The organism is Methylobacillus flagellatus KT (assembly GCF_000013705.1).
GTDB lineage: Bacteria > Pseudomonadota > Gammaproteobacteria > Burkholderiales > Methylophilaceae > Methylobacillus > Methylobacillus flagellatus.
The window spans coordinates 916,242-942,011 of record NC_007947.1; the positions used below are offsets into that span (position 1 = coordinate 916,242).

The window sequence follows — 25,770 nt, forward strand, 5'->3', positions numbered from 1 at the left end:
TTGTACTGTGAGGAGTGTAATGTCATGGAAATTGAAGTCGGCGCATTGAGTCTGCGCCTGGAAGATCATGCATTCAACTCGTTTGCTGAAATGATTCAGGAAGCGGCCACCCGCTTGGCAATATACACTGCCAACAAGTCCCATAGTCAATTTGCAACCAGCATCAAAAATGTCCACTGAATCTGCACTGGCACGTCTTTCAAAAGAGCAATATATTGAGGGGCAATTGAGTCAGACATCAACTCGCAATCTAGTTCCAAAGCGGACTCCCAGGACACCAGACGCACAGCACTTTTCTGTCAAGGCGTTGATTGTCACTATCTTGGTTCATGCCGCAGTGTTTACCGCATTGATCATTGCTTCCACCCGTGAGCCTCACCGGGAAGAGTCCGCGCCGCCTATCATGGTCAGTCTGGTACAGAGCCCAGAGCCTGTGCCTGAGGTAGCGATTACTGAACCGGAGCCTCAGCCTACACCTAAGCCGCCCCAGCCCAAGCCGAAACCAAAGCCCAAACCCAAGGTAGTGGATAAGCCTGTCCCCATTGAGGCTCCACAGCCTGTGGAGCAGGTGGAGGAGGTCAGGGAGGAGGTGTCGGAGCCACAACCGCAGGAAGCGCAGCAGGCCCCTTCGCAGGCGCCAGTCCAAGATGCGCCAGTGGTTGCTGAAAGGATAGAGCCGGTGCCGCCGCCAGAGCCAAAAGAACAGCCTATCCCGGAAGTGGCGATCAGCGGGGTCTCGTATTCGCACCAGGAAATTCCTGTTTATCCTGCCATGTCCAGGAGGCTGGGAGAACAAGGGGTCGTGATGTTGCGGATACTGATTTCTGAAACGGGCGTGCCTGAGTCCATTGAGATTGAAAGCAGCAGTGGTTCGGAGCGTCTCGACAAGGCTGCACTGGAGGCGACCAAGAAATCGAGGTTCAATCCATACAAGCGTAACAACAAGCCGATGAAGGTCTCCGTGATTGCGCCCGTCCGGTTCTCAATTGCGGATTAGCAAGTTCAACCAGGTTAGTCACACTTTAAATAAATAGGATTAATGCAATATGGAAAATGCATACGAATTTAACAGCTTGGATTTCATTTTGGACGGTGGCCCGGTTTCCATCCTGGTTGCAGTGGTGCTTGTCTTCATGTCGGTGGCAAGCTGGTATCTCATGGTGGTGAAGTTCTATCAGGCCTTGACCATTCGCAGCGCTAACCGGGAATACAGCAACAGTTTCTGGCAGGCATCCTCGATTGAGTCGGCATTGCGCCATGACAGCGGCGAGACCATTGTTTCCCGCGTCGCGAACCAGGCAGTGGATGCAGCCGAGCACCACCAGTCTCATGTCGGCAGCAACGTGGAAGATGCCTGCAACAAAGATGAATTCATTGCCCGTGCCATGCGCCGTCAGATTTCCGCTGAGAGCGAACGTCTTGATTATGGCTTGACCATGCTGGCATCGGTAGGCAGTGTCGCGCCTTTTGTCGGTTTGTTCGGTACGGTATGGGGTATTTACCATGCGTTGGCGAGTATTAGCCAAAGCGGGCAGGCGACTCTGGACAAGGTGGCCGGTCCGGTGGGTGAAGCCTTGATTATGACGGCTTTAGGCCTGGCGGTGGCGATTCCTGCCGTCTTGGCCTATAACGCGCTGGTGCGCCGCAATCGCCTGATTCTGAGCGAGGTCGAGGCTTTCGCTAATGACTTGCACATTTTGTTGACCACTGGCGCTCCATTGAATCCCAGCAGCAAGACCACGGCAGGCGTGGCCGCTGTCCGTACTGGAGCCAAGCTGAAAGAGGTGACAGCATGATGGCAGGCGGTGGAGTCGGTGGCGCGGAGGGCGGCAACCGTCCCATGTCGGAGATCAATACCACGCCGCTTGTAGATGTGATGCTGGTATTGCTGGTGATCTTCATCATCACCGCTCCCTTGTTGACTCATGCGGTCAAGATTGATTTGCCCCAGGCGACCAGTCAGCCTTCCCCGGAAAAGCCTGATATTATCGATATCGCGATTGATGGTGCTGGCACCATGTATTGGAATGACCAGGCCGTTACACTCGAAGAGCTGAATGCCAGGCTGCATGAGGTGGCTGACAAGGACCCTCAGCCGGAGCTGCATATCCGTGCAGACAAGGAGACAAGGTATCAAGTGCTTGCTGAAGTCATGGCGTATGCCCAGAATGCAGGTGTACAAAAGCTGGGTTTCGTGAGTGATCCCACTCCAAAGTAACTTTAGGTGTGTAAAGTAAAAAGCCGGCGATGACCGGCTTTTTACTTTTTTGTCACTCAGTTCCCCTGATAAGGTCTCATTTCAATCCGCTTCTTGCCATCACTGTTCAACTTTCTGCCACTATTGTAGTCTTGTAAAGAGTTCACCTGTTGTAAGCGCGTGGAGTTGGTCATGCGCGCAATACGACTCCCGGATGGCCTGATTTTTGCTCGCTGAACAATGAGAGTGCTAGGTTCGCGAGAATTTCATGTTGGTCATTCAATATGGGTTCCCACACTCAAGCCAACGGGTGGCATTTTGTAAACTCACATGGAAAGACGCCAATGACTGCTGCAAAAGAATCTAACAAGCCGAAAGCCTCCACGCTTGTGATTACCACCGAGAAGACCCCGATAGCACAAGCATTGCAGAATCACCTGATTTTTTCTGCGTTCAAGACCAGTGAAGCTTCCACGCCCCGTGACTGGTATGTGGCGACCGGATATACCATACGTGACCATGTCGTCGAACGCTGGGTCAAAACTGCTGAGGCATACAATGCCCAGGATCCTAAGCGAGTGTATTACCTTTCTCTGGAGTTCCTGCTTGGCCGCATGCTGCAAAATGCTGCACTGAATCTGGGCATCGAGGGTGAAGTGGCTGAGGGCTTGAAGACGCTGGGACACAAACTGGAGGATGTCGTCGAGCTGGAAAACGATGCTGCGCTGGGAAATGGCGGCTTAGGGCGCTTGGCTGCGTGCTTCTTGGACTCCATGGCGAGCATGGATATTCCTGGGACAGGCTATGGCATCCGCTATGAATATGGGATGTTCCGCCAGTCAATCAGCCAGGGGCAACAGGTGGAAAATCCAGACAATTGGCTGCGGTACGGCAATATCTGGGAGTTTCAACGACCAGAAAGCCAGTATCCAGTAAGGTTTTATGGCAGGGTGGTGGAGTTCCCGACTGCCAAGGGCATGGAATACCACTGGGTGGATGCGGAAAGCGTGCTCGCCATTGCCTATGACATGCCGGTACCAGGCTACGACACAGAGACCGTGAACACCCTCCGCTTATGGTCGGCCAAGGCGGCGCGTGAATTCGATCTTGCGCATTTCAACGAAGGCAACTATGAAAAGGCCGTCGAAGAGCGTAATGCCTACGAGAATATCTCCAAGGTGCTTTATCCTAACGATACCTCCGTATTGGGTAAGGAGCTGCGCCTGAAGCAACAGTATTTCTTCGTTTCGGCCTCGATCCAGGATATCTTGCGCCGCTTCTTGGCCAAGCACGACGATTGGAGCGTGTTGCCGGACAAGGTGGCGATCCAGCTCAACGATACGCATCCCGCGATTGCCGTGGCCGAGCTGATGTATCAGCTGGTGGATGTGCATCACCTGGACTGGGACAAGGCATGGAAAATCAGTGAAAAGGTATTTGCCTATACCAACCATACCTTGATGCCGGAAGCACTCGAGACCTGGTCGGTGGAGATGTTCGGCAGGCTACTGCCACGGCATTTGGGTATCATCTACCGTATCAATCATGAGTTCCTGCAGATGGTAAACCACAAATTCCCTGGCGATACCGATTTGCTCAGGCGCGTGTCTATTATTGATGAGGAGCATGGACGCCGCGTGCGCATGGCGCACCTAGCCGTAATTGGCAGCCATACCGTCAACGGGGTGGCTGCCTTGCACAGCGAGCTGTTGAAATCGACCTTGTTTGCCGATTTCAACCGCATTTTCCCCGGGCGCTTCATCAATATTACCAATGGCATTACCCCCCGTCGCTGGCTCAATCAATGCAATCCCGGATTGACCAAGCTGTTGGAAAGCGTCATCGGCAAGGATTTCCACCATGACCTCTATAAGCTGCGCGCATTGGAGCCATTGGCTGACGATGCCGATTTCCGTAAAGCGTTCCATGCGGTGAAATTGGCGAACAAGGAGCGGCTTGCCAAGCGGATTGAGCAAGTGACAGGCGTCAGGCTCAACCCTGCTGCCTTGTTCGATGTGCAGATCAAGCGCATACATGAATACAAGCGCCAGCTGCTGAATGTGCTTCACATCGTGACCTTGTACAACCGTATCCGTAGCGGGCATGTCAAGGACATCACGCCACGCGCCGTGATTTTTGGTGGCAAGGCAGCGCCGGGCTATTGGATGGCCAAGCTCATTATCCGCTTGATCAACGACGTGGCTTCTATTGTCAATGAGGATCCTGCCGTGGGGGATAAGCTCAAGGTCGTGTTCTACCCGAATTACGAGGTGTCGGCAGCGGAGCTTTTGTTTCCGGGTAGCGATCTTTCCGAACAAATATCCACCGCCGGCACCGAGGCGTCGGGCACCGGCAACATGAAAATGGCCCTGAATGGCGCCCTTACCATCGGAACGCTGGATGGTGCCAATGTGGAAATCCGCGAGGAGGTCGGGGAGGACAATATTTTCATTTTCGGCCTGACCACCCAACAAGTGGCGGAGCTGAAAGCCAATCATTACAACCCGTGGGACTACTACCATGGCAACCCCGAGTTGAAGCAGGCTCTGGACATGATCACCAACGGCTTTTTCTCCGTCGATGAACCAGATCGTTATCGTGCCATCGGGGAGGCTTTGCTGCAAAACGGGGATCAATACCTGCTGCTGGCCGATTATGCGAGTTATATCGACACCCAGGATGCGGTGGGCCAGCTATACAGGGACAAGGATGAGTGGAACCGTCGGGCGATCCTCAATGTCGCGCGTATCGGCAAGTTCTCGAGTGATCGCACCATTGGTGAGTACGTAGAGAAAGTCTGGCACGTCAAACCCGTGCAACATTAAGCGGCAATACTTGTGCGCATGGTTGTGTGTTGCGGAGTAAAATGCTGAGCTAACCTTGTGGACCATCTTCTGGGAGGAACCATGCGTCATCTTGTGACTGCATTATCATTTGCCATTTTTTCCACCCATGCGGCTGCGCTGGATCTGGGCAGCATCAGCAATGCCGATGCCAGCCAGGGACTCAAGCAGGCGCTGATGCAAGGGGCAGAGCGCGCGGTCACCCAGCTGGGACAGGCCGGGGGATTTCTCGATAACCCGGAGGTCAGGATTCCTCTGCCTGAATCTATGCAGAAGGCAGAAAAGGCCATGCGCATGTTCGGCATGGGCAAGCAGGCGGACGAGCTGGTACTGAAAATGAACCAGGCCGCGGAAGCCGCAGTCCCTGAAGCCAAGGCATTGCTCGTGAATTCAGTCAAACAGATGAGTGTGCAGGACGCCAAGGATATTCTGACTGGCGGGCAGGATTCTGCCACACAGTATTTTCGCAGAACCACGTCAGCCTCGATGGCGGAGAAATTCCTGCCTATCGTGAAAAACGCAACGCAAAATGTGGAGCTGGCACAGCAATACAATAAGTTTGCCGAAATGGGCAGCAAGTACGGATTGGTCGGCAAGGACCAGGCCAACATTGAGCAGTATGTCACCCAGAAGGCGCTAGACGGGGTTTATCGTATGATGGCCGAGGAGGAAAAGGCCATCCGCCAGGATCCGATGGGGCAGGCCAGCAATCTGCTCAAGAAAGTTTTCAGCGCCGTTAAGTAACCTTGCTTTTTTATCTCCCGGCGCCTGAGAGAGAACTAACGCCGGGAAAGTGTTCTAACCACATATTTGTGATGCGGGGAGGAACATGCAAGCAGGGACTGTCTATATCATTCACGGATACCAGGCTTCGCCGGAAAGCCATTGGTTCCCATGGATCAAGCAGGCGTTGGAAAGCCAGGGCTTCAGGGTCTTAGTGCCTGCGTTGCCGGCATCTGACCGTCCTGAAATGGAGGGCTGGCTTGACTGCCTGCATGCGCATGTTGTCCAGCCGGATCAGCATACCTATTTTGTCGGACACAGTCTGGGTTGCATCACCTTGCTGCGTTTCCTTGAGCAGCATGAGCAGCCGGTAGGCGGCATGGCGTTGGTATCGGGGTTTGCCGAGCCGTTGAGTTTTCTGCCGGCGCTGGATGCATTCACCGCAGCACCGCTTGATGTGGAAAAGCTGATCAGCCTGGTTCCCCGACGCCTGGTGTTGGCCGCTCAGGATGATTATATCGTGCCTTATCCCTATTCGTTGCGGCTCGCGGAGAAGCTTGATGCTGCATGGGAGTTGTTTGAACGCGGAGGCCATTTCATGGCACAAGATGGATTTACCGAGTTTCCAGCACTATATGACATGATTGTCGGCATGCGTGGTACATCAGATCAGTGACACTTTCCCCTGGCGCCATTGCTCTGCATTGACGCACCAAGGTCTATTTCCTGCGACAGGGCAACTGTGATGGACACCTTGCTGAGATGTGTTCGCTGTGCCAAGCCCTATTGCAAAAAGGAGGAAACATGAAGAAAGTTACCCAGCATGTCATTCCGGCGGTACGCGTCGCGTCATATGCATTAAGCAGGCCGTATTATGAAAAGCTCGGGTTTCGTGAATTGTGGACGCACCAGTTTGAACCTGGACATCCTGTTTTTGCCGCCATTGCCCGTGGTGATATGCAGATATTCCTGACCGAGCATGTCGGGGACTGTGCTTTCGGTGCGCTGGTGCATTTTTATGTGGACGATGTCGATGCAGTACATGCGGAGTTCGTGAGACAGGGCTTGCATGTCACAGAGCCGCCCGGCAACGACTTGGGGCCTAGTGTACGCAATATGCTGATGGTCGATCCGGATGGCAACCGCCTGAGTTTTATTACCGTGACCGAGCTGTGATATATGCAGCATTGGATATACTTGGGAATTGCCATCACGGCTGAAGTGGTGGCGACATCGGCGCTCAAGGCCAGCGACGGTTTCACGCAATTATTGCCCAGCACGCTGGTGATCGTTGGCTATGCGACGGCATTTTATTTTCTCGCTTTGACGTTGCGCAGCATTCCGGTTGGAGTAGCCTATGCGGTCTGGTCGGGACTGGGCATTGTGCTGGTTTCAGTGATTGCCTCGTTGCTGTATGGACAGAAACTTGACTTGCCTGCAGTGATCGGGATGGCGTTGATCATCGCGGGCGTGGTGGTCATGCAGTTGTTTTCCAGGACAACAGGGCATTAAGGTATATTTGTTGTTAGATTGATCAATGGGTATTGCCCTTTTGAATGAAAGGAATGGATTGTGGCCGCACCATGGCTGACTGTATTGAAAGTGGTTCCCTGGGTCGAGGTGATCCGCAAGGCGCCGGAGATTGCCGAGGGTGCCAGGAAGTTTTGGCATGCCGTCTCCGGCAAGCAGAATCATCATGAGCCCCCGGTATACGATGTGCCTTACAGTGAGTTGCCAAGCGATGATGACAAGGAAGCGCGCATCCAGTCGCTCGAAGTGCGCATTGCCCAATTGCAGACCCAGATGGTGGAATCCTCGAAGCTGCTCAAGACCTTGGCAGACCAGAATGAGCAGTTGGTTGCCAAGCTGGAGGATGGCCGACGCCGGGTGGCACGCCTATCCAGGATCGTCATGGTCCTGGTGATTGCCATGCTGGCGGTTTCAGCATGGATTTGGCACTTGCCACCGATGGCGGCATAGTACCTGACATCATGTTATTGGCGGGATACGCCCTTACTGCCCTGGTCGCGCTATTAACGGCGGGATCCCTGGTGCGCCGCAGCGAATGGTGGTTCCGGGGGCTTGATTTCCCGCGACTGCAGATCATGACGCTCGGGATGCTGGCATTGCTCGGGCTGGTGCTGCCCGATGCCGAGTGGTCACCGATGCGCTGGGTGGCGCTGGCGGTCCTGATGTTGGCATTGGCCCACCAACTGCGCATGGTCTTGCCTTATACCTTTCTGTTTCCGCAGGAAGTGAAATCGATCAGACCCAAGCATTACCGCCGCGACAGGCAAATTTCCTTGATCGTCGCCAATGTGCTGATGACCAATCACCAGCATTTCAAGTTGATTCAACAGGTCAGGTCACTTCGGCCTGACTTGCTGCTAACCCTGGAGACTGACCGGGTGTGGGAGCAGGCACTGACAGCAATCGAGCCTGAATACCCCTATGTGGTGCGTGCGCCGATGGATAATCTGTATGGCATGCATTTATATAGCCGCTTGCCATTACGTGATGCCGAGGTCAAATTCCTGCTCAGCCCGGAAATCCCTTCCATCCATGCCACGGTGATGCTGCCATGCGGTGCCCCGGTCAAGCTGTATTGCCTGCATCCAGAACCGCCCAGCCCGACCGAGGCACCGGATTCCGTCCTGCGGGATGCCGAGCTGTTGATTGTCGGGGATGCTGTGAGTGACACCGAGGAGAGCGTGATTGTCATGGGAGACCTCAATGACGTGGCCTGGTCGCGCACGACGCGGTTGTTCCAGCGCGTGAGCGGATTGCTGGACCCGCGCAAGGGGCGTCACCATATCAGTACCTACCATTCGGATTATCCGTTCATGCGCTGGGCGCTTGACCATATCTTTCACAGCCCGGACTTCGGCCTGATCAAGATGCAGCGCCTGCCACACATCGGTTCGGACCATTTTCCCGTGCTGACCCATTTGCAGCTTGAGCGCCATCTGGAGCACGTTCAGGCACTCGAAGAAACATCGGATGCAGAAGAACAGGAGGCTCAGGATAAAGTGGAGGAAGGCATGGAAAAATCGGAGCAATCCGGCTTCAAGCCGCTTGGGCCGATGTGATGCGGTTGCGGCCCTGATGCTTGGATTGATAGAGCGCCGAGTCGGCTCGCGCCATGAGCTGGTGCAGCGAGCCGCTTAGCTGGTCACTTTCGGTGACTGCAATGCCTATACTCAAGGTCACCGCCAGCCCATCGGGTTTCACTCTGTCAGTCTCCTGTGCAAACGCGTTTTGCAGCCGTCCAGCCACATCCCTGGCCTCCTTCTCGCCGCTCGAGGGGAGAATGATGACGAATTCGTCACCCCCCTGGCGTGCAAACAGGTCGGAGCTGCGCAATTGGTGGTGCACGATATCCGCAAAGCTTCGCAGCAGTTCGTCGCCGAATGCATGTCCCAGCTGGTCATTGACTTGCTTGAAGTGGTCGATGTCCACCAATAGCAAGGCAGTGAACGGATGGCTGTCGGAATGGCGGCGCATGGTGTTGTTTTCCAGGGCGCGCTTGAGTCCTTCGCGATTGAGGGCGCCGGTGAGCGGGTCTCGTAAGGCGCGGCCGATCCAGTTGCGGTTGATGCGTTCCATGATCATAAGCAGCATCGACATATTCCACAACGGACCGATGCTGGCCGCCAAGAGGATGACCCACATGCTCATGCCTCCGGACGAGAAAATCGAATCCCCTCCCAGGTGATAGGTGAGGCTGGCCAGTATGCGCATGCCCAACACGAGAGCTGCGAGTGTAAATATCCCGAAAACCAGGTAGGCCGACACGATGTCCTCTTCGCGTGCGATCTGTTTGGTGATCTTGGCCACCCGCAGGGCATAGTAACCACAGGCAACCGAGCTGAGCGCGGTTCTCTCATTGTAGTAACTATCTGCGTTCTGCATCATCAGGAACAAGCCCGCAATCAACCCCAGGAATAGCAAATGCGGCCACCACGTCATGTTTCGGTGATGCAGGCCCTGTGCCGTGGCCATCAAGAGAAAATAGCCGATGATGACCAGCATATTGGCGACTGCGATACTATAGAAGTCAGGCACAATGTCGCGAAAGGTGAGCAGCAGAATCCCTGCGCCTGTGCATAAATTGCTGATTCCCCAATATTTCAGCCAGCGGTCAAAACGCCCCGTCAGGGCGAGGATGGATAACACCGCACCTGTGGTCGTGGCGAATAGGCCGACTAGAAAGTAAATGGTTTTGACGTCAAGCTGCGGCATTGGTGAATGCAATAGGCCTATTGGAAACAAGTGATTATAGCGGTTTACCCTTGAGCTAAGCGCTGATCCACGATCTTTCTCGAAATCCGTGGCCGGGGGAAGGGAAGGTCAGGTTAGTACCGATGCGTTCAGCCTCTTTGCGCAGTGATAATTTTCCGTGCGGCAGCTCTCGACAGGCAGGGCCTGGAAGCTGCCACCTTGCCAGGCAGTCCTTGTCAAGGCCATCGGCATTATCTGTCTTCTGTGCTGGAAACATTCTGCCGCCCTATGGACATAGGTATTTCATGAAAAAAGAGTACATATAGGCACTCAATTTGCGCAAAGACGCGGTATCTTCCAGTCAACATTGCTGACGGGTTTGCTTTTCTTCATAGATGTCGAGCCCACTGCAGGTGTGGGGGGCTGACGGCGAACGCGCATGGATGGCCGGTTGGCAGTGATCAAGCTGATTGTGCATGGCATTGACGGTTCAGCCAAGCTTTGGCAAGCGGGGTACCTGTCCAGCAGTTTGAGCGGGTAGGCATGCTGTCGCGGGCGGCAGCGGAAAGCCGCTTATCCTTGGCCGTCAAAGCGCTAAGGGGGTGCATAATCTGGTAAAATCCCGCTTTTGCCATCACTTCGAATTTCTTCATGTCCAGCCCAATGATCAGTCTTCGTGGCAGTGCCGCTTTATCTCCGTTCCGTATCGAGAAAATCCTGGCTGCGCTGAAAGGTTCAGCGCCGCGCATCACGCATTTGTACGCAGAATTCTGGCATTTCGCCTGGTCTGACCAGCCACTGAGCGAGGCGCAGCAGGAGGTGTTGAAGCAGATCCTGACCTATGGACCGCGCATGAGCGAAGAGGCGCCGGCGGGCGAGCTGTTCCTGGTGATTCCGCGCCCCGGGACGATTTCTCCCTGGTCCTCACGCGCCACGGATATTGCGCGCCATTGCGGCATCGAGGCCATCCAGCGCCTGGAACGCGGCATTGCGTTTTACGCTGCCACTGCCGATGGCAGCCCGCTCACGGATGCGGAAAAAGCTGCATTGCGACCTTTGATTCATGACCGCATGACAGAGGCGGTGTTTGCCTCCCTGACAGATGCGCAAAAGCTGTATCACACGGCAGAGCCCGCGCCCTTATCCACTGTGGATATCCTCTCCGGCGGCAAGGCCGCGCTGGAGGCCGCGAATGCCGAGATGGGCCTGGCGCTTTCCCCGGATGAGGTGGATTACCTGATAGAGAATTTCCAACGCATGGGCCGCAACCCGACCGATGTGGAACTGATGATGTTTGCACAGGCCAATTCCGAGCACTGTAGGCATAAGATTTTCAATGCAGACTGGGTGATCGACGGTGTGGCACAGGCACAGTCTCTGTTCGGCATGATTCGCAATACACACAAGCTCAACCCTGGCAAGACGGTAGTGGCCTATGCCGACAATGCATCCATCGTCGAGGGTGGCAAGACCAAGCGCTTCTATCCGCTGGCGGATGGCCAATACGGCTTTGTGGAAGAGGATATGCATTTCCTCATGAAAGTGGAAACCCATAACCACCCGACCGCGATCTCGCCATTTGCGGGTGCCGCGACCGGTGCGGGCGGAGAAATACGCGACGAGGGTGCGACCGGATCCGGCTCCAAGCCCAAGGCCGGCCTGACCGGTTTCTCGGTGTCCAATCTGCATATCCCCGGCTTCAAGCAGCCCTGGGAGCATAACAATGGCAAGCCCGACCGCATCGCTTCGGCATTGCAGATCATGGTGGACGGCCCGTTGGGCGGGGCGGCCTACAACAATGAGTTCGGCCGTCCGAATATCGCAGGTTATTTCCGCACCCTGGAAATTGAGTCCGCAGGAGAAATTCGCGGCTATCACAAGCCCATCATGCTTGCGGGCGGTGTGGGCAATATCTCTGCCAGGCATGCGAAGAAGAACCCGATTCCCCCGGGGGCGGCGCTGATCCAACTAGGTGGCCCCGCGATGCTGATCGGCCTGGGGGGCGGTGCGGCATCAAGCATGGATACCGGGGCTAATACCGAGAACCTGGATTTCGATTCCGTGCAGCGCGGCAACCCCGAGCTGGAGCGCCGTGCGCAGGAGGTCATTGACCGTTGCTGGCAGTTGGGCGACAAGAACCCGATCCTGAGCATACACGACGTCGGCGCCGGCGGCATTTCCAATGCCTTCCCTGAGCTGGTGAACGATGCCGGCGTGGGCGCGAGGTTCCAGTTGCGCGATGTGCACAACGAGGAGCCCGGCATGTCGCCGCGCGAAATATGGAGCAATGAGGCGCAGGAGCGCTACGTGATGGCGGTACGCAAGGAGGATTTGCCATTGTTTGCGGAAATCTGCGAACGCGAGCGCTGCCCATTTGCCGTGGTAGGCGAGGCGACCGAGGAGAAGCGCCTGGTCGTGTCCGATCGTCATTTCGGCAATACCCCGGTGGACATGGATTTGTCCGTGTTGCTGGGCAAGCCGCCCAAAATGACGCGGGACGTCCAGCATGTGGCGCGTGAGCTGCCAGCCTTCGATCATTCCCGCATCGACTTGAAGGAAGCTGCCCAGCGTGTGCTGCGCCTGCCTGGCGTGGCGGACAAGACTTTCCTGATCACCATTGGTGACCGCTCTGTGACCGGCATGATCGCGCGCGACCAGATGGTCGGTCCCTGGCAAGTGCCAGTGGCTGATGTCGCAGTGACACTGGATGGTTTCGAGACTTATCGCGGCGAGGCCTTCGCCATCGGTGAAAAAGCGCCCCTGGCGCTGATTGACGCACCTGCTTCGGGCCGCATGGCGATTGGCGAGGCGATTACCAATATCGCTGCCAGCCTGATCGAGGATATTGCAGACCTCAAGCTTTCCGCCAACTGGATGGCGCCTGCCGGCCACCCGGGTGAAGATGCTGCCTTGTTCGATACCGTCAAGGCCGTGGGTATGGAGTTGTGTCCGCAACTGGGCATCAGCATTCCGGTCGGCAAGGATTCCATGTCCATGAAGACCGTGTGGGAAGAGCGCAATGAAAAGAAGGCGGTGACTGCGCCTATATCGCTGGTGGTCACTGCCTTTGCCCCAACGGCCGATGCGCGTAAGACCTTGACGCCGCAGCTGCGCACTGACTTGGGCGATACCCGCCTGCTCCTGATCGACCTGGGTGCGGGCAGGAATCGCCTGGGTGGCTCTGCCCTTGCGCAGGTCTATGGCAGTGTCGGCAATGTGGCACCGGATGTCGAGGATGCGGACAGCCTCAAGCATTTTTTCAATGCCGTACAGAAGCTTAACCGTGAAGGCCGCCTCTTGGCCTATCATGACCGATCCGATGGCGGCTTGTTTGCCACTGTGGTGGAAATGGCCTTTGCCGGACGTACCGGCCTGGAGCTCGACATTGCCAGCCTTGGCGAGGATGCCGTGGCAGTGCTCTATAACGAAGAACTGGGTGCCGTATTGCAGGTGCGTGCTGCCGACCTGGACGCCATTACCGCCGAGCTGGAGACAACCCTGCGCGGTAAGGTCCATGTGATCGGCGCGCCTGCCAGCCATGGCGATATTGTGATCCGGCAAGGCACTAAGCTGGTGTTTGCCGAAAGCCGCGTGGCATTGCACCGTGCCTGGTCGGAAACTACCTACCAGATGCAGAAGCTCCGCGACAATCCAGTATGCGCGCAGCAGGAATATGACCGCTTGTTGGACGAGCGCGATGCCGGCCTGCATGCCAAGCTCACCTTCGACATCAACGAGAATATTGCCGCACCTTATATCGCTTCGGGCGCGCGCCCCAAGATGGCGATCCTGCGCGAACAGGGCGTCAATGGGCAGGTGGAGATGGCGGCGGCATTCGATCGCGCTGGCTTCAATGCTTTCGATGTGCACATGAGCGACATTATCAGCGGGCGTGTCAGCCTCAAGGATTTCGCCGGCTTCGTTGCCTGTGGCGGCTTTTCCTACGGAGACGTGCTCGGTGCCGGTGAGGGCTGGGCCAAGTCCATCTTGTTCAATCCGCGTGCGCGCGACGAGTTTACCGCATTCTTCAACCGGACGGATTCGTTCGCGCTGGGCGTCTGCAACGGTTGCCAGATGATGAGCAACCTGCACAGCATTATTCCCGGTGCCGGGCACTGGCCGCATTTTGTGCGTAACCGTTCCGAGCAGTTCGAAGCACGTGTCGCCATGGTGGAAGTGCTGGACTCGCCATCGCTGTTCTTCAACGGTATGGCTGGCAGCCGGATGCCGATCGCCGTGGCGCATGGCGAAGGGTATGCCGAATTTGCCGATGCAGCAGCGCAGCAACGCGCACAAGATGCGCGATTGGTGACGCTGCGCTATGTCGATAATAGCGGGCTTCCGACCGAAGTATATCCATTTAACCCGAATGGCTCGCCTCAGGGAATTACCGGCCTGACTACCGCTGATGGCCGTTTCAGTATTATGATGCCTCATCCTGAACGGGTTTTCCGCACCGTGCAGCACTCCTGGCATCCCGATGGTTGGGGTGAGGATGGGCCGTGGATTCGGATGTTCCGCAATGCCAGGAAGTTCATTGGCTAGCGGTCAACAACGAGTATTAGATGTGCGTTAGGCATGTCAGCATGCGGTGCGAATTTCCGTACCCTGCAGCCTAGACAATCATAAGCACACTTAAAATCAAATGATGATTACTATGGAATGGAGAAGTCGCATGAAGAAGATGTTGAAAGTGATGTTGGCAACGTTGGTGCTGGGCTGGGCGGTCATGGCTCATGCCGAGGATCCTCACGTAGAATATACCGATGCCATTGGCAAGGGCGACCTAAAGGTTGTGAAACAGTATTTCAACAATCCTTACAAGGTTGATGAACTGTTTTTTGCCTGGAGCGGTCTTGAAATCGCCGCTAACAAGGGCCAGCTGGAGATGGTGAAGTTCTTCGTCGAGAATGGTGCCGATGTCAACTACAAGCACCCGATTACCAAGATGACAGCCTTGCACCTGGCTGCTTATCAAGGCAATAAGGATGTGGTCAAATACCTCATAGACCATGGTGCAGACGTGAACGCCAAGCTGCGCGGCAATGTTTCCATCCTGCGTGCCTTGCGGGATGAGGGCCGAACCGACATGGTAGATTTCCTGATTGCTGCAGGTGCCAAAGATGATGGCTGCCAGGAGAAGAAATGCTATTGATTTGACAATCTCCTCGTTGTGTCATGGAGAGGACAAGGCATAGCCCTTCAGGCTTGCCGGAAAATGGATGCCGGTTTCGTACCGGCATTTTTCATCGGCTTCCGGGAACCTAAGTCTGATCCCAGGCTCGTAATCTGTGAATATCAAACTTGCGCCTAGTATAGGGAACGCCATGAGGAAAACGCCGATGCGTGCAATGACTATCCTGGCCGCCAGCGCCGCGCTGGTGGCATGTACTACCGTCGCGGCAGTGAGCAAGACACCGGATGACATTGCCCGTAGCCTGACATTGCCGCCGGGCTTCCATATCAACACGTTTGCCAAGCTCAATCCGACCAAGGGCGATTATTTCCGTGGACCGCGCTTCATGGCGTTCGGTCCGGACGGCAATCTGTATCTTGCCAGTAGCGTGGACAACACCGTCTATATGCTGCCGGACCGCGATCACGATGGCGTGGCCGACGATGTCGTTCCTGTCGTGGAAGGGCTGAATGCCCCCAACAGCCTGGTCTTCGCCAACGGCAGTATGCTGGTGGCAAACCAGGATGGCGTGGTCCGCATCGAGTTGGCGCAGGATGGAAAGCGCTCGGCTGCCAGGCAGGTGCCCCTGATCAGCAATCTTCCCTCTGGCGGGCATACCCTCAAAACCGTCAAGCTTGGGCCGGACGGTCATCTTTACCTGAACGTGGGCTCCAGCTGCAACGTATGTGTCGAAAAAGATCCCTTGCGTGCCACCATCCTGCGCTACACCCTGGATGGCCGGCCGGCAGGTGCTCCTGACGGCAGCGTCAGTGGTGCCAGGAGCGCGGTCTGGGCGAGCGGGCTGCGGAATTCCCAGGGGCTGGCCTGGCACCCTGCTACGGGCGACCTCTATGCGACTAATAACGGCGCGGACATGCGTTCAGGAACCAAGGGGGGTGCCATGGATGACGAATTGCCGCCCGAGCATATCAACAAGATTGAGCCTGGCAAGCACTATGGCTGGCCGCATTGCTGGGGTAACCGGGTGACGGATCCCAACTTCCCGGGCAAGCCCGGTTTCTGTGACAATATGCAGCCGCCCGCAATTACCTTGCGCGCGCATTCCACGCCTATAGGCATCACCTTTCTCGATAAGACGGATTTTCCTGACGAGTATAAGCAGGGTGCAATCGTAGCCCTGCATGGCTCATGGAATCGTGTCCAGCCATATGGCTACAAGCTGGTACGCATTCGCTTCCAGAACAATCAGCCGGTGGCCGTGGAAGATTTCGTCACTGGTTGGCAAACCAAGAACAGCGCCTGGGGGCGTCCTGTGGATGTGATTGCCGGGCCTGATGGCGCACTGTACGTATCAGATGACCGGGCCGGTTTGGTTTATCGTATTACCTACAACAATAAATAACCTTGTAAGGAGCAATGCAATGAAAAAGCGCGTGATCGGATTGGTAGCCTTATTGTTCGCTTCATGCCTGGCTCATGCCGAAGGGCCGCAGCCTGCCAGCAAGGTGGCGGTTTACATCAGTCCGTATGAATACACCAACGAGATCAAACTCTGGCACTTCATGAAGGATTACTGGTTCGCGCAGGGTCCCTTGATAGAGCCGGTGTTGACCAAGACGCTCAGCGCCAGGCTCGGCGACACTGTCATGTGTGAGGCAGGGGTTACGGCCAATGTATTGCTCTGGGTCAGGCCCAAGATGTTTTACAACCCCCATATGCGCAATTTCTACGGCACCATCAATGCCACCATTTATACCGGGAGCGGCAGGGCCATCGCGAGCTATACTGGTGAATCGCGCCTGAGCGGCGACCTGGACATCCTGCCAGCCAATACGGTGCAGGCAACATATGATCTCGCAATCCAGCAGGTGGCAGACAAGATAAAGGCCGATCCTGTCATCACGCGGCTGATTGATGAAGGGCTGCCAGATAGCGAATCGTATACACCCTGTGCCATGATTGCGATATTGCCAGGCCTGAAAAAGCCATAGAACACCTGATCCTTGCGTAGCGCTTCGCTCGCGCTACGCAAGATAACGTATGGCGTCGTGCGGTGGCGCCAGGCTATATTGCCTCTCATCCTGACCGAGTAGGGAGGCAAGCATTGCATGACCACATCCGTTTAAACTGCTGCCATGCCGCAGCATTCTGCCAGGGCCGCTTCCCAGGTGCCTGTCGGATTTGCAATTGTGGCGATCATTCTGGTTGCCGTTGCCTTGCGTCCCGGCATTGTTTCCATCGGCCCTTTGCTGCCTGCCATCATTGATGAGTTTCAGCTTTCCCACAGCACGGCTTCACTGCTGACTACCATTCCCGACCTGCTGATGGGCTTGCTTGCCCTGCCTACACCGTGGCTGGCGCGGCGATATGGGCGTGACCCCGTTCTGTTGCTGGCCTTGCTATTGCTGTGCGTGGCGATCGCGGCGCGCGCGTTCTCCCGAAGTGTGGACATGTTGCTGCTGAGCACCGCCGGGGTGGGGGCCGGCATTGCGGTAGCCGGTGCGCTGATCGCAGGCTACATCAAGGGAAATTTCCCGCACAAGGCGGCGATGGTCATGGGTATCTACGCGACAGCACTCTCTTTCGGCAGCACCTTATCTGCTGCGGTCTCTGGCCCTGTGGCCATGCACTCCGCTGCCGGGTGGCGCATGGGAGCCGGGATGTGGAGCCTGTGCGCCGCCATTGGCCTGCTTTGCTGGCTGGGGATCGCGAGACTAGAGCGCGGGCGCGCGCATGCGGCGAGCCACCCGGTGCGGTTGCCGTGGGGTAATCGCACCGCCTGGCTGGTGGCCCTGTTTTTTGCCGCCGACAATTTTTTGTTCTATGCCGTGCTGTCATGGACGGCTCCCATGTATATAGAACATGGCAGCTCGCCTGCTGTTGCAGGCTTCATTCTCGCGACCTTTACCACGGTATTCATGATATCCAATCCTATCCTGGGCGCCATCAGCAAATCCACGGATAGACGTGGCCTGCTTGCGGCCTGTGCTGCGCTAGCCGTTATTGGCTTGCTATTGATTGCGATGGTGCCCACCTGGGCGCCATTCATCAGCATTGCCATTTGTGCGTTCGGCCTGGGGGGAGCATTCACCCTGGGCATGACACTGCCTTTGGATAATACGCATAGCGTGGATGAGGCTAACGCCTGGAATGCTTTTGTGCTGACGGTAGGGTACCTGATTGCGGCTGCCGGGCCATTGTCCGTGGGATTCCTGCGGGATTTGACGCAGAACTTCCATATGTCGAGCTGGTTGTTGGTGCTGGTGGCCATGGTCATGCTGCTGCTTACCCCATTGTTGAGGCCCCATCAACCCGGAGGATAGCTTTCCGCCTTGTGAGGTTGAGTTAGCCTGTGTTCAACCGCATAATCCTCGATACGGTCAGGTCGCGATGATCGGCCGATCATACGGATAAGTGCAGGAGGGATAAATGGTTAAAACCGTGGTGGCTGTCTGGCTGGGCAGTGCATTGATGCTTTCCGCAACGGCCTCAGGGCACGAGTTGAAGGTGGTGCAAGGCTTCAACAACCCGGAGTCCGTGCTCGCAGACAGGGCAGGCAGGGTATTTGTTTCCGAGATCGGCGAATTCGACCAGGACGGCGACGGACAGATCAGCGTGATCGAGCCGGATGGCCAGCGCCGCGTATTGGCGAGCGGCATGAACGACCCCAAGGGGCTGGCCCTGATCGGAAGGGATCTGTATGTCACTGACAAGGACCGGATACTCAAAGTGGATGGGGATGGACAATGGGAGGTTCTGGTCGATAAAAGCGCGTTCCCTGTCTCCCCCCGTTTCCTCAATGACCTGGAGCCTGATTACGAGGGGAAGTATCTCTATGTGAGTGACAGTGGCGATATCGCCAACCAGGGCGGCACCAGCGGCGCGATATACCGGGTTATTCTTGCCACCAACAAGGTCGAGACCGTGATCAGCCATCAAATGGATGACAGGATCAAGGCGCCCAACGGGTTATGGATGGATGATACGGGCGAGGTATTGATCTTTGCCGATTTTGCGCGCGGCGTGTTATACAAGCTCGACTTGCTCAACCGCCACCTGATCGAGCTTGCAACGGGGCTGGGCAGCAGTGACGGTGTGGCGATGGGAGCGAACCGCAAGCTTTATGTCAGCGATTACGTGGGTGGCAAGGTGTTCAGCCTCAATATGGAAGATGAAGTCGCGCTGGAGCATGAGGGATTCCAGAGTGCAGCCGATATCGGCGTGACGCCTGACGGCAAGATATTGCTGGTCCCGGATATGAAGGCAGGCACAGTCACTTGGCTGCATTTGCATTGAGAGGACACAGCCATGGAATTCCGCTGGTTTGGTTAAAGTCGCTTGATCAGCACGTGATCGTTTGGCGGTGCAAGAGCGAAACCGGGCTGGCAGTATCAATAACCGCCAACCTGACCTTGAATAGGCGTATTGTGCCTATTGCACTGAATCGTCCCTTCCAGAACCATCAATGATCTGCAGGCTGCCATTTCCAATCCCGGATTTCCGGCATGTCCTCGCCATGCTGCCAGATGTATTGCTTGTGTTGCGCGAGCTTTTCGTCCATGAGCGCATCCAGAACCGGAGCATTGTCGATATGCGGTAGCCAGCGCAAGGTATTCTTGACCAGATTGTAGCGATCCAGCCTGTTCAGCACCGTCATGTCGAAAGGCGTAGTGGTCGTGCCTTCTTCCAGGAAGCCGTGCACATGGAAGTTGGCATGATTGTGCCGCTTGTAGGCCAGGCGGTGGATCAGCCCAGGATAGCCATGGAAAGCGAAGATCACTGGTTTATCCCGGGTGAACAGTTCGTCGAAGGCATCGTCGGTGAGGCCGTGTGGATGCACGTCGTGAGGAACTAGGGTCATGAGGTCGACCACGTTGACGTAGCGTATCTTGAGCGCGGGCAGATGCTCGCGCAACAGCATGACGGCGGCAAGCGACTCCATGACCGGCACATCGCCCGCGCTGGCGATGACCAAGTCGGGTTCCTCGTCTGCTGCGCAGTTGCCGGCCCAGTGCCAAATACTGGCGCCACGGCGCGCATGTTCAATCGCGGCGGGCATGTCCAGCCATTGCCCTTGCGGTTGCTTGCCTGCAACGATGACATTGATGAGGTTGCGGCTTTGCAGGCAATGATCGGTGATTGCGATCAGGGTATTGGCGTCGGCAGGCAGGTAGATGCGGATGATGTCCGGCTTTTTGTTGGCGACATGGTCGATGAAGCCGGGATCCTGATGCGAGAAGCCATTATGGTCCTGGCGCCAGACATGCGAGCTCAGCAGGATGTTGAGCGAGGCAATCGGTTTGCGCCAGGGAATGTGGCGACATTCCTTGAGCCACTTGGCATGCTGGTTGAACATGGAGTCGATGATATGGATAAATGCCTCGTAGCAGGAAAAGAATCCATGGCGGCCAGTGAGCAGGTAACCTTCCAGCCAGCCTTCGCAGCTATGTTCTGAGAGTATTTCCATCACGCCGCCATGCGCTGCAAGATGCTCGTCGCTTTCCAGACGTTCGGCCATCCATTGCCGATTGGTGACCTCGAACAATGCCTGCAGGCGATTGGAGTTATTTTCATCCGGGCTGAATACGCGGAAGTTGTTCGGATTGAGCCGCCAAACTTCGGCCAGATACTTGCCGAGCTCGCCCGTGGTGCTGGTCTGGCGTTCGCCCGGCTGGGTCACGGCATAGGCAAACTTGCGGAAATCCGGCAGTGCCAGAGGCTTGAGCAGCAGGCCGCCATTGGCGTGCGGGTTGGCGCCCATGCGCCGTTCGCCCTTGGGGGCAAGCGCGCGCAGCTCTTCCTTGAGCCTGCCTGTATCGTCGAACAGTTCGTGCGGCGCGTAGGATTGCATCCAGTCCTGCAACAGCTTGATGTGCTCCGGCTTGTCTAACTCACCGAACGGCACTTGGTGCGCGTGAAAGGTGCCAGTGTTCGGTTTGCCGTCCACTTCCGCAGGTCCGGTCCAGCCCTTCGGCGAACGCAGGATGATCATGGGCCAGCGCGGACGGCTGACTTCGCGTTTCAGGCTGGCTTCGCGCTTGATCCGTTGTATTTCCCCGATGACCTGGTCCATGACGCTGGCCATGCGCTGATGCATGAAGTCAGGGTCGCTGCCTTCGACGAAATAGGGCGTGTAGCCGTAGCCTTCGAACAGTTTCTGCAGCTCTTCATCGCCAATGCGCGACAGGATGGTGGGGTTGGCGATCTTGTAGCCGTTGAGGTGCAGGATAGGCAATACCACGCCGTCGGTCTTGGGATTGAGGAATTTGTTGCCGTGCCAGGAGGTGGCCAGCGGGCCGGTTTCCGCCTCGCCGTCGCCGACTACGCAGCAGGCGATCAGGTCCGGGTTGTCGAACACTGCGCCGAACGCATGCAGCAGGCAATAGCCCAGTTCGCCTCCCTCGTTGATCGACCCCGGTGTCTGCGCCGAGGCATGGCTGGGGATGCCGCCAGGGAAGGAGAACTGCTTGAACAGCTTGAGCATGCCGGTCTCGTCCTCGGTGATTTCCGGGTAAAGCTCGGTATAACTGCCTTCCAGGTAGGTATTGGCGACGACGGCCGGACCGCCATGCCCCGGGCCGGTAATGTAGATCATGTTGAGGTCGTGCTCGCGAATGACCCGGTTGGCGTGGACATAGACGAAATTAAGCCCCGGTGTCGTTCCCCAGTGGCCCAGCAAGCGCGGCTTGATATGCTCTGGCAGCAAAGGCGTCTTGAGCAACGGGTTGGCATAGAGGTAGATCTGGCCGACCGAGAGATAATTGGCGGCGCGCCAGTAGGCATGCAATTGCGCCAATTGTTGAGCATTCAGGACATGGTCCGCGGCTTGGGATTGCATTGACATTCTCCTTGGGAGGGGCGTGATTCCATCATAACAGCAGGGAGGGGTATGGCAACCTTGAAACAATGAAGTTTCATCGTTGGCGACTTGGGCAGGCTGGTCCTATACTCTAGGACATGAATGCACAGACTTTGATGCAGTTATTGCTGGAAGTAGAGCGCGAGGATCCCATCGATTTTTCTGGATTGCCTTTTGACGTGGATGATCTGCGGCGGCTCGCCTGCCTCAATGTGGTAGAGATCATGCAGCAACTCCGGGCCGGCAATTCTGCGGAGGACGGGGAGATGGTCATGGCGGCCACTGTCACCCGCCTAGTGCTGGAAAATATGGTGTTGCAGGCAAGACTGGCCATTTTGTTGCAACAAGAGGGAGAGTAGGCCTTATCCGCCAATCAGGACATTGACTGCCCCTGGACCCATGACGATTCCACCTGTTCCTGTCATATCTCCAACGCGTGCTGCAGGCAGGCCATTGATGAAAACAGTCGATGATCCTTGGACTATGATGTCTATCCCGTTGCCATGACCCCTGCAAGCCCCTGGTTTGCCACCAATCAGCACGGTGGCGATGCCAGTATTGATTGGCTTAATGGGCTGAGTAGGCAGGAGAATATGCATCAGCATATCCCCCATTCGGGCAGCAGGTTTCATGGGGGCCTTCCTTAGTTGATGTGGATCATACTTCCCTTGAGGGCCAATATGCTGGTAGCGCTAATTTCGGCAGTGGCTTCACTGTTCAGTTTGAGGGATCCAGCCTTTATTTCAATATTTTGTCCATTCATCTTGATATCGTTGCCTTCCAGGGACAAACAACGGCTTTGCAAATGTATTCCGGCTTGGCTGAAATGGATGGAATTGTTGTGTTGATCTTCAAGCACGAGACTTTCTTTTTCATCCTTGCTCAGTTTTAACAATGGACCGTTCTGGGTGGATATTTGTATTTCCTGTCCTGCGTCATCCAGCGATAGCAATAACCCGTTGGGGCTTTTGTAACCATACTGGCTTGGATTGGCCCATGGTCTTGGCATGGCTGGGCTATGAACTGCCCCAATCACCACGATATTATTCAAGTCGCTACCATTCAGGCCTAATATCACCTCATCGCCTATGGAGGGCGTGAAGATCGTGCCGGAGAATTCACCTGCTTGTAATGTAGCCAGTCGCGCCCACACACCCTGGCCTGTGGGATCAATCAAGGGGCAGGTGACTTTGATTCTTTCGTTGACAGCTGGATCATCACTGACTTCTTGCACGATACCCGTTAGCATGGTGGGGAGTTGTTTGCTATTGGTTGGCTCAGCGCATATCTTTCGCGGCAATCCAATCTGGAAGTGGGTGACTGGTGCTGCTCCTGGAGCAAGTTCATAAGTGATCCCACTAATGTAATAGTATCCAGATAAATGGTGACTGATGTCTGACAGTAGTAATGTTTGTCCTGGATAGGCGACATGTAAGGATTGTGCCGTAATCGTGCCTTGCACCAGACTTAATCTGGAGTATGCGAGTAGGGCATCTGCCATGATTTGGAGTTGAGGTAGGGTATATTCCCCGCTAATTCGCTGTACCTTTGTGACTGGATGATCTTTGCCCAACAGTGCAAAGGCTGAAAGATGCGCATTGACTGGAAAATCAATATTTTTTGCTTCAACAGTCTCCAGCGCCTGATTGCTGTAACACCATGCCTGGAGTTCCAAAGCATCTACCTGATGGTAGGTGTCTATATCAATCTCTAGGTTGATGATGTTTTCATGTGGTAGCGGAAACCCATTTGCCGTCCCTAATTCTGGAGAGGTGACTGTGACGGTATTACCGTTACAACAGGCGACCAAGCCCGTTTCCTGAAGGCGTTGCAAGACAAAATTCCAGTCACTCGTGTTGTGCTGAATTAAATACTCATGCTGTACACCTGAGGAGTCAATGTAGGCTTCGATGCCGTGGCTAGCCAGTATTTGGTGAATGATTTCACCATCGGTCATTTCATGAAAAATTTGGTTTTGAGGCAGGGTGGTCAATGCAGTGGCTGCATGACAGCAATTCAGGATAAGTAAAGTATCTTTGACCGAGTACTGAATTTTTTGTGTCGCGATAACGCCTAAAAATAGTGGGGTGTCATTCGAGTGGATGTCTACTTTATTTCCTGGAAGTAGTCTTTTAGCAACTTGATCAAGTTCTGTGAGTGAACTGAATGCCAGTTGGATAGATGCAGAAGGCAGTGCATTCAAGCGATGTTGTATTGATAATGCATGGGGCGTGCTTAATCGCTCTCCAGCAACCAACACTTCGACGCTAGATATCGTCACGAAACCGGCTCCGATGGCAAAGGTTTGCTAGGAGGACTGGGTTGTTGTCGCTGACGGATGACAACATTGATCGGGCTTGTCTTAGCCCGGATCTTGACTCGATTTACCGGTTTTCCAGGCCTGGTGATTGCTGGTTTCAAGTCGGGGGCTGATATGACTTTATGTAGCTTTAGTATGATAAATTCGGCAGGCCTGAGCAAGGCAATGCCTACATGCACAATTATTCGTCCCGCTGCGATATCCTGGGTGGACATGGTCTGGTTAAGGCCTATCCTGACATAGAATGCTTGTTCAGGTTTATCTCCAACTAAAGCACCCTCCCGCCAAAGCGTGTGCAGAAAATCCTGGCACTGGTGACCAACCAAACTCCATGTAGCTTCATCATTTTTCTCAAAGGTTTGCTGATCCAGGAATCGACGTAGAGAGGCCTGCACAAATCCACGGGTAAGCAAATGGGCTATATAACGCCATTCGCTGTCATTGCTGGCTAATGTGTGTCCTCCCCACATCAAGAGAGCATTGTCGAAGCGACGAATGGCATTGATTGATTTACCTGTTGGGTGAATATTCAGCGATTCTTGAATGATGTTATCAATGGTGGCGCTTAATGAAATGATTTCCTTGATGGGGGTATGGTTAGGGGTTGTCCAAATGTTACGCTTGCGGGCATTGGCTTCAAATAATGCCATGATGCTGCCGCTGGGAGGAAGCATCCTGTTGAATCGTATCGCAGGGGATGCTTCCAGTTGTTTATGAAGCAGGTGAGATTGGAGCTTGGTGGCTTTGTGAAAATCATTCCAGGCTGTGGCAACGCCAGGCGTATATTTGATTTCCAGGTCGACATAGCCTGAGATGCCAGCCGCAGCTGTTTCCAGCCATGGCATGAACGCTGCACCGTGTTGCAGGCCTCGCTGACCGATATCATGGCGGAACGTATTGACCGTCATCTCCCGAGTCTGGTCATTGCAATAGGGGACATCCAGAATTGCTAGGCAATAATCCTGTTGTGCACAATATTGCAGTAGTTTCCTTTGGAGTTGAGGTAATTCTGCTAGCGAAACAGCATCGGGGATCGCAACCAGTGTAAATGCGGCGTTTAGGGGTAATGCTCTAATGGCCGCTTTCAGCGCAGAAGCATCTGGTGCCCGGGAATATGGGCCAACGGAAAGAATTTCGCATTGTCCACCTCCATTGGCGAAGTATTGATGTACGGCTGCATAAAGGTAAAAAGGACTGTAGCTGTGGGCATTGACGATATTACCTTTGCCGTCCAATAGCACGCGTAGGGTTTCTGGCGCACCTTTGCCAAAGTGTTCTTCGTATTCTGCAAGTGAGGAAACGCTGTAGCGCTTACCCAATGGTAATGGATGTCCATTGGCATCCTGGGATTTTTCTGTATGGCCAATGAATAGGGGCAGGCATGCGGCAACAGGCTCAATGTTGGGTGCAATAGCTATTTCCTGTACATAAATGCCAGGATGTTGATAGTTCCCCATGTAAAGCTCCCCT

General features: G+C 55.1%; 24 protein-coding genes. 18 read left to right on the top strand and 6 right to left on the bottom strand.

Annotated elements, in window-relative coordinates; genetic code table 11:
• Positions 1-24 precede the first annotated feature (24 nt).
• The 11 genes from MFLA_RS04490 to MFLA_RS04540 all read left to right on the top strand — a co-directional run bounded on the left by MFLA_RS04490 (position 25) and on the right by MFLA_RS04540 (position 8,852).
• Positions 25-180 (top strand): hypothetical protein, encoded by a 156-nt coding sequence (locus tag MFLA_RS04490; protein ID WP_229407177.1) that lies wholly within the window; start codon positions 25-27, stop codon positions 178-180.
• Entirely contained in the window at positions 170-997 is an 828-nt protein-coding gene (locus MFLA_RS04495) for an energy transducer TonB (protein WP_011479241.1), read from the top strand. Before MFLA_RS04490 ends, MFLA_RS04495 begins: the two co-directional genes overlap by 11 nt.
• A gap of 49 nt (positions 998-1,046) precedes the next feature.
• Positions 1,047-1,796 (top strand): MotA/TolQ/ExbB proton channel family protein, encoded by a 750-nt coding sequence (locus MFLA_RS04500; RefSeq protein ID WP_011479242.1) that lies wholly within the window; start codon positions 1,047-1,049, stop codon positions 1,794-1,796.
• The gene (locus MFLA_RS04505) at positions 1,796-2,218 is read left to right on the top strand and encodes an ExbD/TolR family protein (protein ID WP_048811859.1); all 423 of its coding nucleotides are present in this window, start codon (positions 1,796-1,798) and stop codon (positions 2,216-2,218) included. Before MFLA_RS04500 ends, MFLA_RS04505 begins: the two co-directional genes overlap by 1 nt.
• A 323-nt stretch (positions 2,219-2,541) precedes the next feature.
• Positions 2,542-5,022 (top strand): glycogen/starch/alpha-glucan phosphorylase, encoded by a 2,481-nt coding sequence (locus tag MFLA_RS04510; protein ID WP_048811569.1) that lies wholly within the window; start codon positions 2,542-2,544, stop codon positions 5,020-5,022.
• Positions 5,023-5,103: 81 nt separating this feature from the next.
• Positions 5,104-5,784 carry a DUF4197 domain-containing protein gene (locus MFLA_RS04515; RefSeq protein WP_011479245.1) on the top strand — a complete coding sequence of 227 codons (681 nt, stop codon included), beginning with the start codon at positions 5,104-5,106 and terminating at the stop codon, positions 5,782-5,784.
• An 85-nt stretch (positions 5,785-5,869) separates the two neighbouring features.
• On the top strand, positions 5,870-6,439 hold the full coding sequence (locus MFLA_RS04520; RefSeq protein ID WP_011479246.1) for an RBBP9/YdeN family alpha/beta hydrolase: 570 nt from the start codon (positions 5,870-5,872) through the stop codon (positions 6,437-6,439).
• Positions 6,440-6,567: 128 nt separating this feature from the next.
• A complete protein-coding gene (locus MFLA_RS04525; RefSeq protein WP_011479247.1) occupies positions 6,568-6,939 on the top strand; it encodes a glyoxalase superfamily protein in 372 nt (123 codons plus the stop codon).
• A 3-nt stretch (positions 6,940-6,942) separates the two neighbouring features.
• Positions 6,943-7,275, top strand: a complete 333-nt coding sequence (locus tag MFLA_RS04530) for a DMT family transporter (protein ID WP_011479248.1) — start codon at positions 6,943-6,945, stop codon at positions 7,273-7,275.
• A 60-nt stretch (positions 7,276-7,335) separates the two neighbouring features.
• Entirely contained in the window at positions 7,336-7,743 is a 408-nt protein-coding gene (locus MFLA_RS04535) for a bZIP transcription factor (RefSeq protein ID WP_011479249.1), read from the top strand.
• Positions 7,710-8,852 (top strand): endonuclease/exonuclease/phosphatase family protein, encoded by a 1,143-nt coding sequence (locus tag MFLA_RS04540; protein ID WP_229407185.1) that lies wholly within the window; start codon positions 7,710-7,712, stop codon positions 8,850-8,852. The genes MFLA_RS04535 and MFLA_RS04540 overlap by 34 nt, the downstream gene beginning before the upstream one ends.
• Here the strand turns inward: MFLA_RS04540 and MFLA_RS04545 are convergent.
• Together MFLA_RS04545 and MFLA_RS14395 are read right to left on the bottom strand one after the other, a co-directional pair.
• Complete coding sequence (locus MFLA_RS04545; RefSeq protein ID WP_011479251.1) at positions 8,830-10,005, bottom strand: GGDEF domain-containing protein; 1,176 nt, start codon at positions 10,003-10,005, stop codon at positions 8,830-8,832. The genes MFLA_RS04540 and MFLA_RS04545 overlap by 23 nt on opposite strands.
• Positions 10,006-10,445: 440 nt before the next feature.
• Complete coding sequence (locus tag MFLA_RS14395; protein ID WP_195742090.1) at positions 10,446-10,637, bottom strand: hypothetical protein; 192 nt, start codon at positions 10,635-10,637, stop codon at positions 10,446-10,448.
• Between MFLA_RS14395 and purL the strand changes: the two genes are divergently transcribed.
• The 6 genes from purL to MFLA_RS04575 all read left to right on the top strand — a co-directional run bounded on the left by purL (position 10,636) and on the right by MFLA_RS04575 (position 19,417).
• Complete coding sequence (gene purL / locus MFLA_RS04550; RefSeq protein ID WP_011479252.1) at positions 10,636-14,529, top strand: phosphoribosylformylglycinamidine synthase; 3,894 nt, start codon at positions 10,636-10,638, stop codon at positions 14,527-14,529. The two genes, MFLA_RS14395 and purL, sit on opposite strands and share 2 nt — an antisense overlap.
• A gap of 130 nt (positions 14,530-14,659) precedes the next feature.
• Positions 14,660-15,139, top strand: a complete 480-nt coding sequence (locus tag MFLA_RS04555) for an ankyrin repeat domain-containing protein (RefSeq protein WP_011479253.1) — start codon at positions 14,660-14,662, stop codon at positions 15,137-15,139.
• 187 nt (positions 15,140-15,326) lie between these two features.
• A complete protein-coding gene (locus tag MFLA_RS04560) occupies positions 15,327-16,523 on the top strand; it encodes a PQQ-dependent sugar dehydrogenase (RefSeq protein ID WP_229407187.1) in 1,197 nt (398 codons plus the stop codon).
• 19 nt (positions 16,524-16,542) lie between these two features.
• On the top strand, positions 16,543-17,112 hold the full coding sequence (locus tag MFLA_RS04565; protein ID WP_011479255.1) for a hypothetical protein: 570 nt from the start codon (positions 16,543-16,545) through the stop codon (positions 17,110-17,112).
• Between the two features lie 144 nt (positions 17,113-17,256).
• Positions 17,257-18,444, top strand: a complete 1,188-nt coding sequence (locus tag MFLA_RS04570; protein ID WP_011479256.1) for an MFS transporter — start codon at positions 17,257-17,259, stop codon at positions 18,442-18,444.
• Positions 18,445-18,550: 106 nt separating this feature from the next.
• Entirely contained in the window at positions 18,551-19,417 is an 867-nt protein-coding gene (locus MFLA_RS04575) for an SMP-30/gluconolactonase/LRE family protein (protein ID WP_011479257.1), read from the top strand.
• A gap of 166 nt (positions 19,418-19,583) precedes the next feature.
• Here the strand turns inward: MFLA_RS04575 and MFLA_RS04580 are convergent, their stop codons facing one another.
• Positions 19,584-21,959 (bottom strand): phosphoketolase family protein, encoded by a 2,376-nt coding sequence (locus MFLA_RS04580; protein ID WP_011479258.1) that lies wholly within the window; start codon positions 21,957-21,959, stop codon positions 19,584-19,586.
• 137 nt (positions 21,960-22,096) lie between these two features.
• Here MFLA_RS04580 and MFLA_RS04585 point away from each other — a divergent pair, with 137 nt between their 5' ends.
• On the top strand, positions 22,097-22,339 hold the full coding sequence (locus tag MFLA_RS04585) for a hypothetical protein (protein ID WP_229407189.1): 243 nt from the start codon (positions 22,097-22,099) through the stop codon (positions 22,337-22,339).
• A 3-nt stretch (positions 22,340-22,342) separates the two neighbouring features.
• Here MFLA_RS04585 and MFLA_RS04590 read toward each other — a convergent pair whose 3' ends face one another.
• From MFLA_RS04590 to MFLA_RS04600, 3 genes are read right to left on the bottom strand one after another with little or no spacing between them, the layout of a single operon-like run.
• Positions 22,343-22,612, bottom strand: coding sequence for a PAAR domain-containing protein (locus MFLA_RS04590; protein ID WP_011479260.1), 270 nt, complete (start codon positions 22,610-22,612; stop codon positions 22,343-22,345).
• 11 nt (positions 22,613-22,623) lie between these two features.
• The gene (locus MFLA_RS04595; RefSeq protein WP_011479261.1) at positions 22,624-24,261 is read right to left on the bottom strand and encodes a phage baseplate assembly protein V; all 1,638 of its coding nucleotides are present in this window, start codon (positions 24,259-24,261) and stop codon (positions 22,624-22,626) included.
• Positions 24,258-25,757, bottom strand: a complete 1,500-nt coding sequence (locus tag MFLA_RS04600) for a phage tail sheath family protein (RefSeq protein WP_011479262.1) — start codon at positions 25,755-25,757, stop codon at positions 24,258-24,260. Before MFLA_RS04600 ends, MFLA_RS04595 begins: the two co-directional genes overlap by 4 nt.
• Positions 25,758-25,770: the final 13 nt, after the last annotated feature.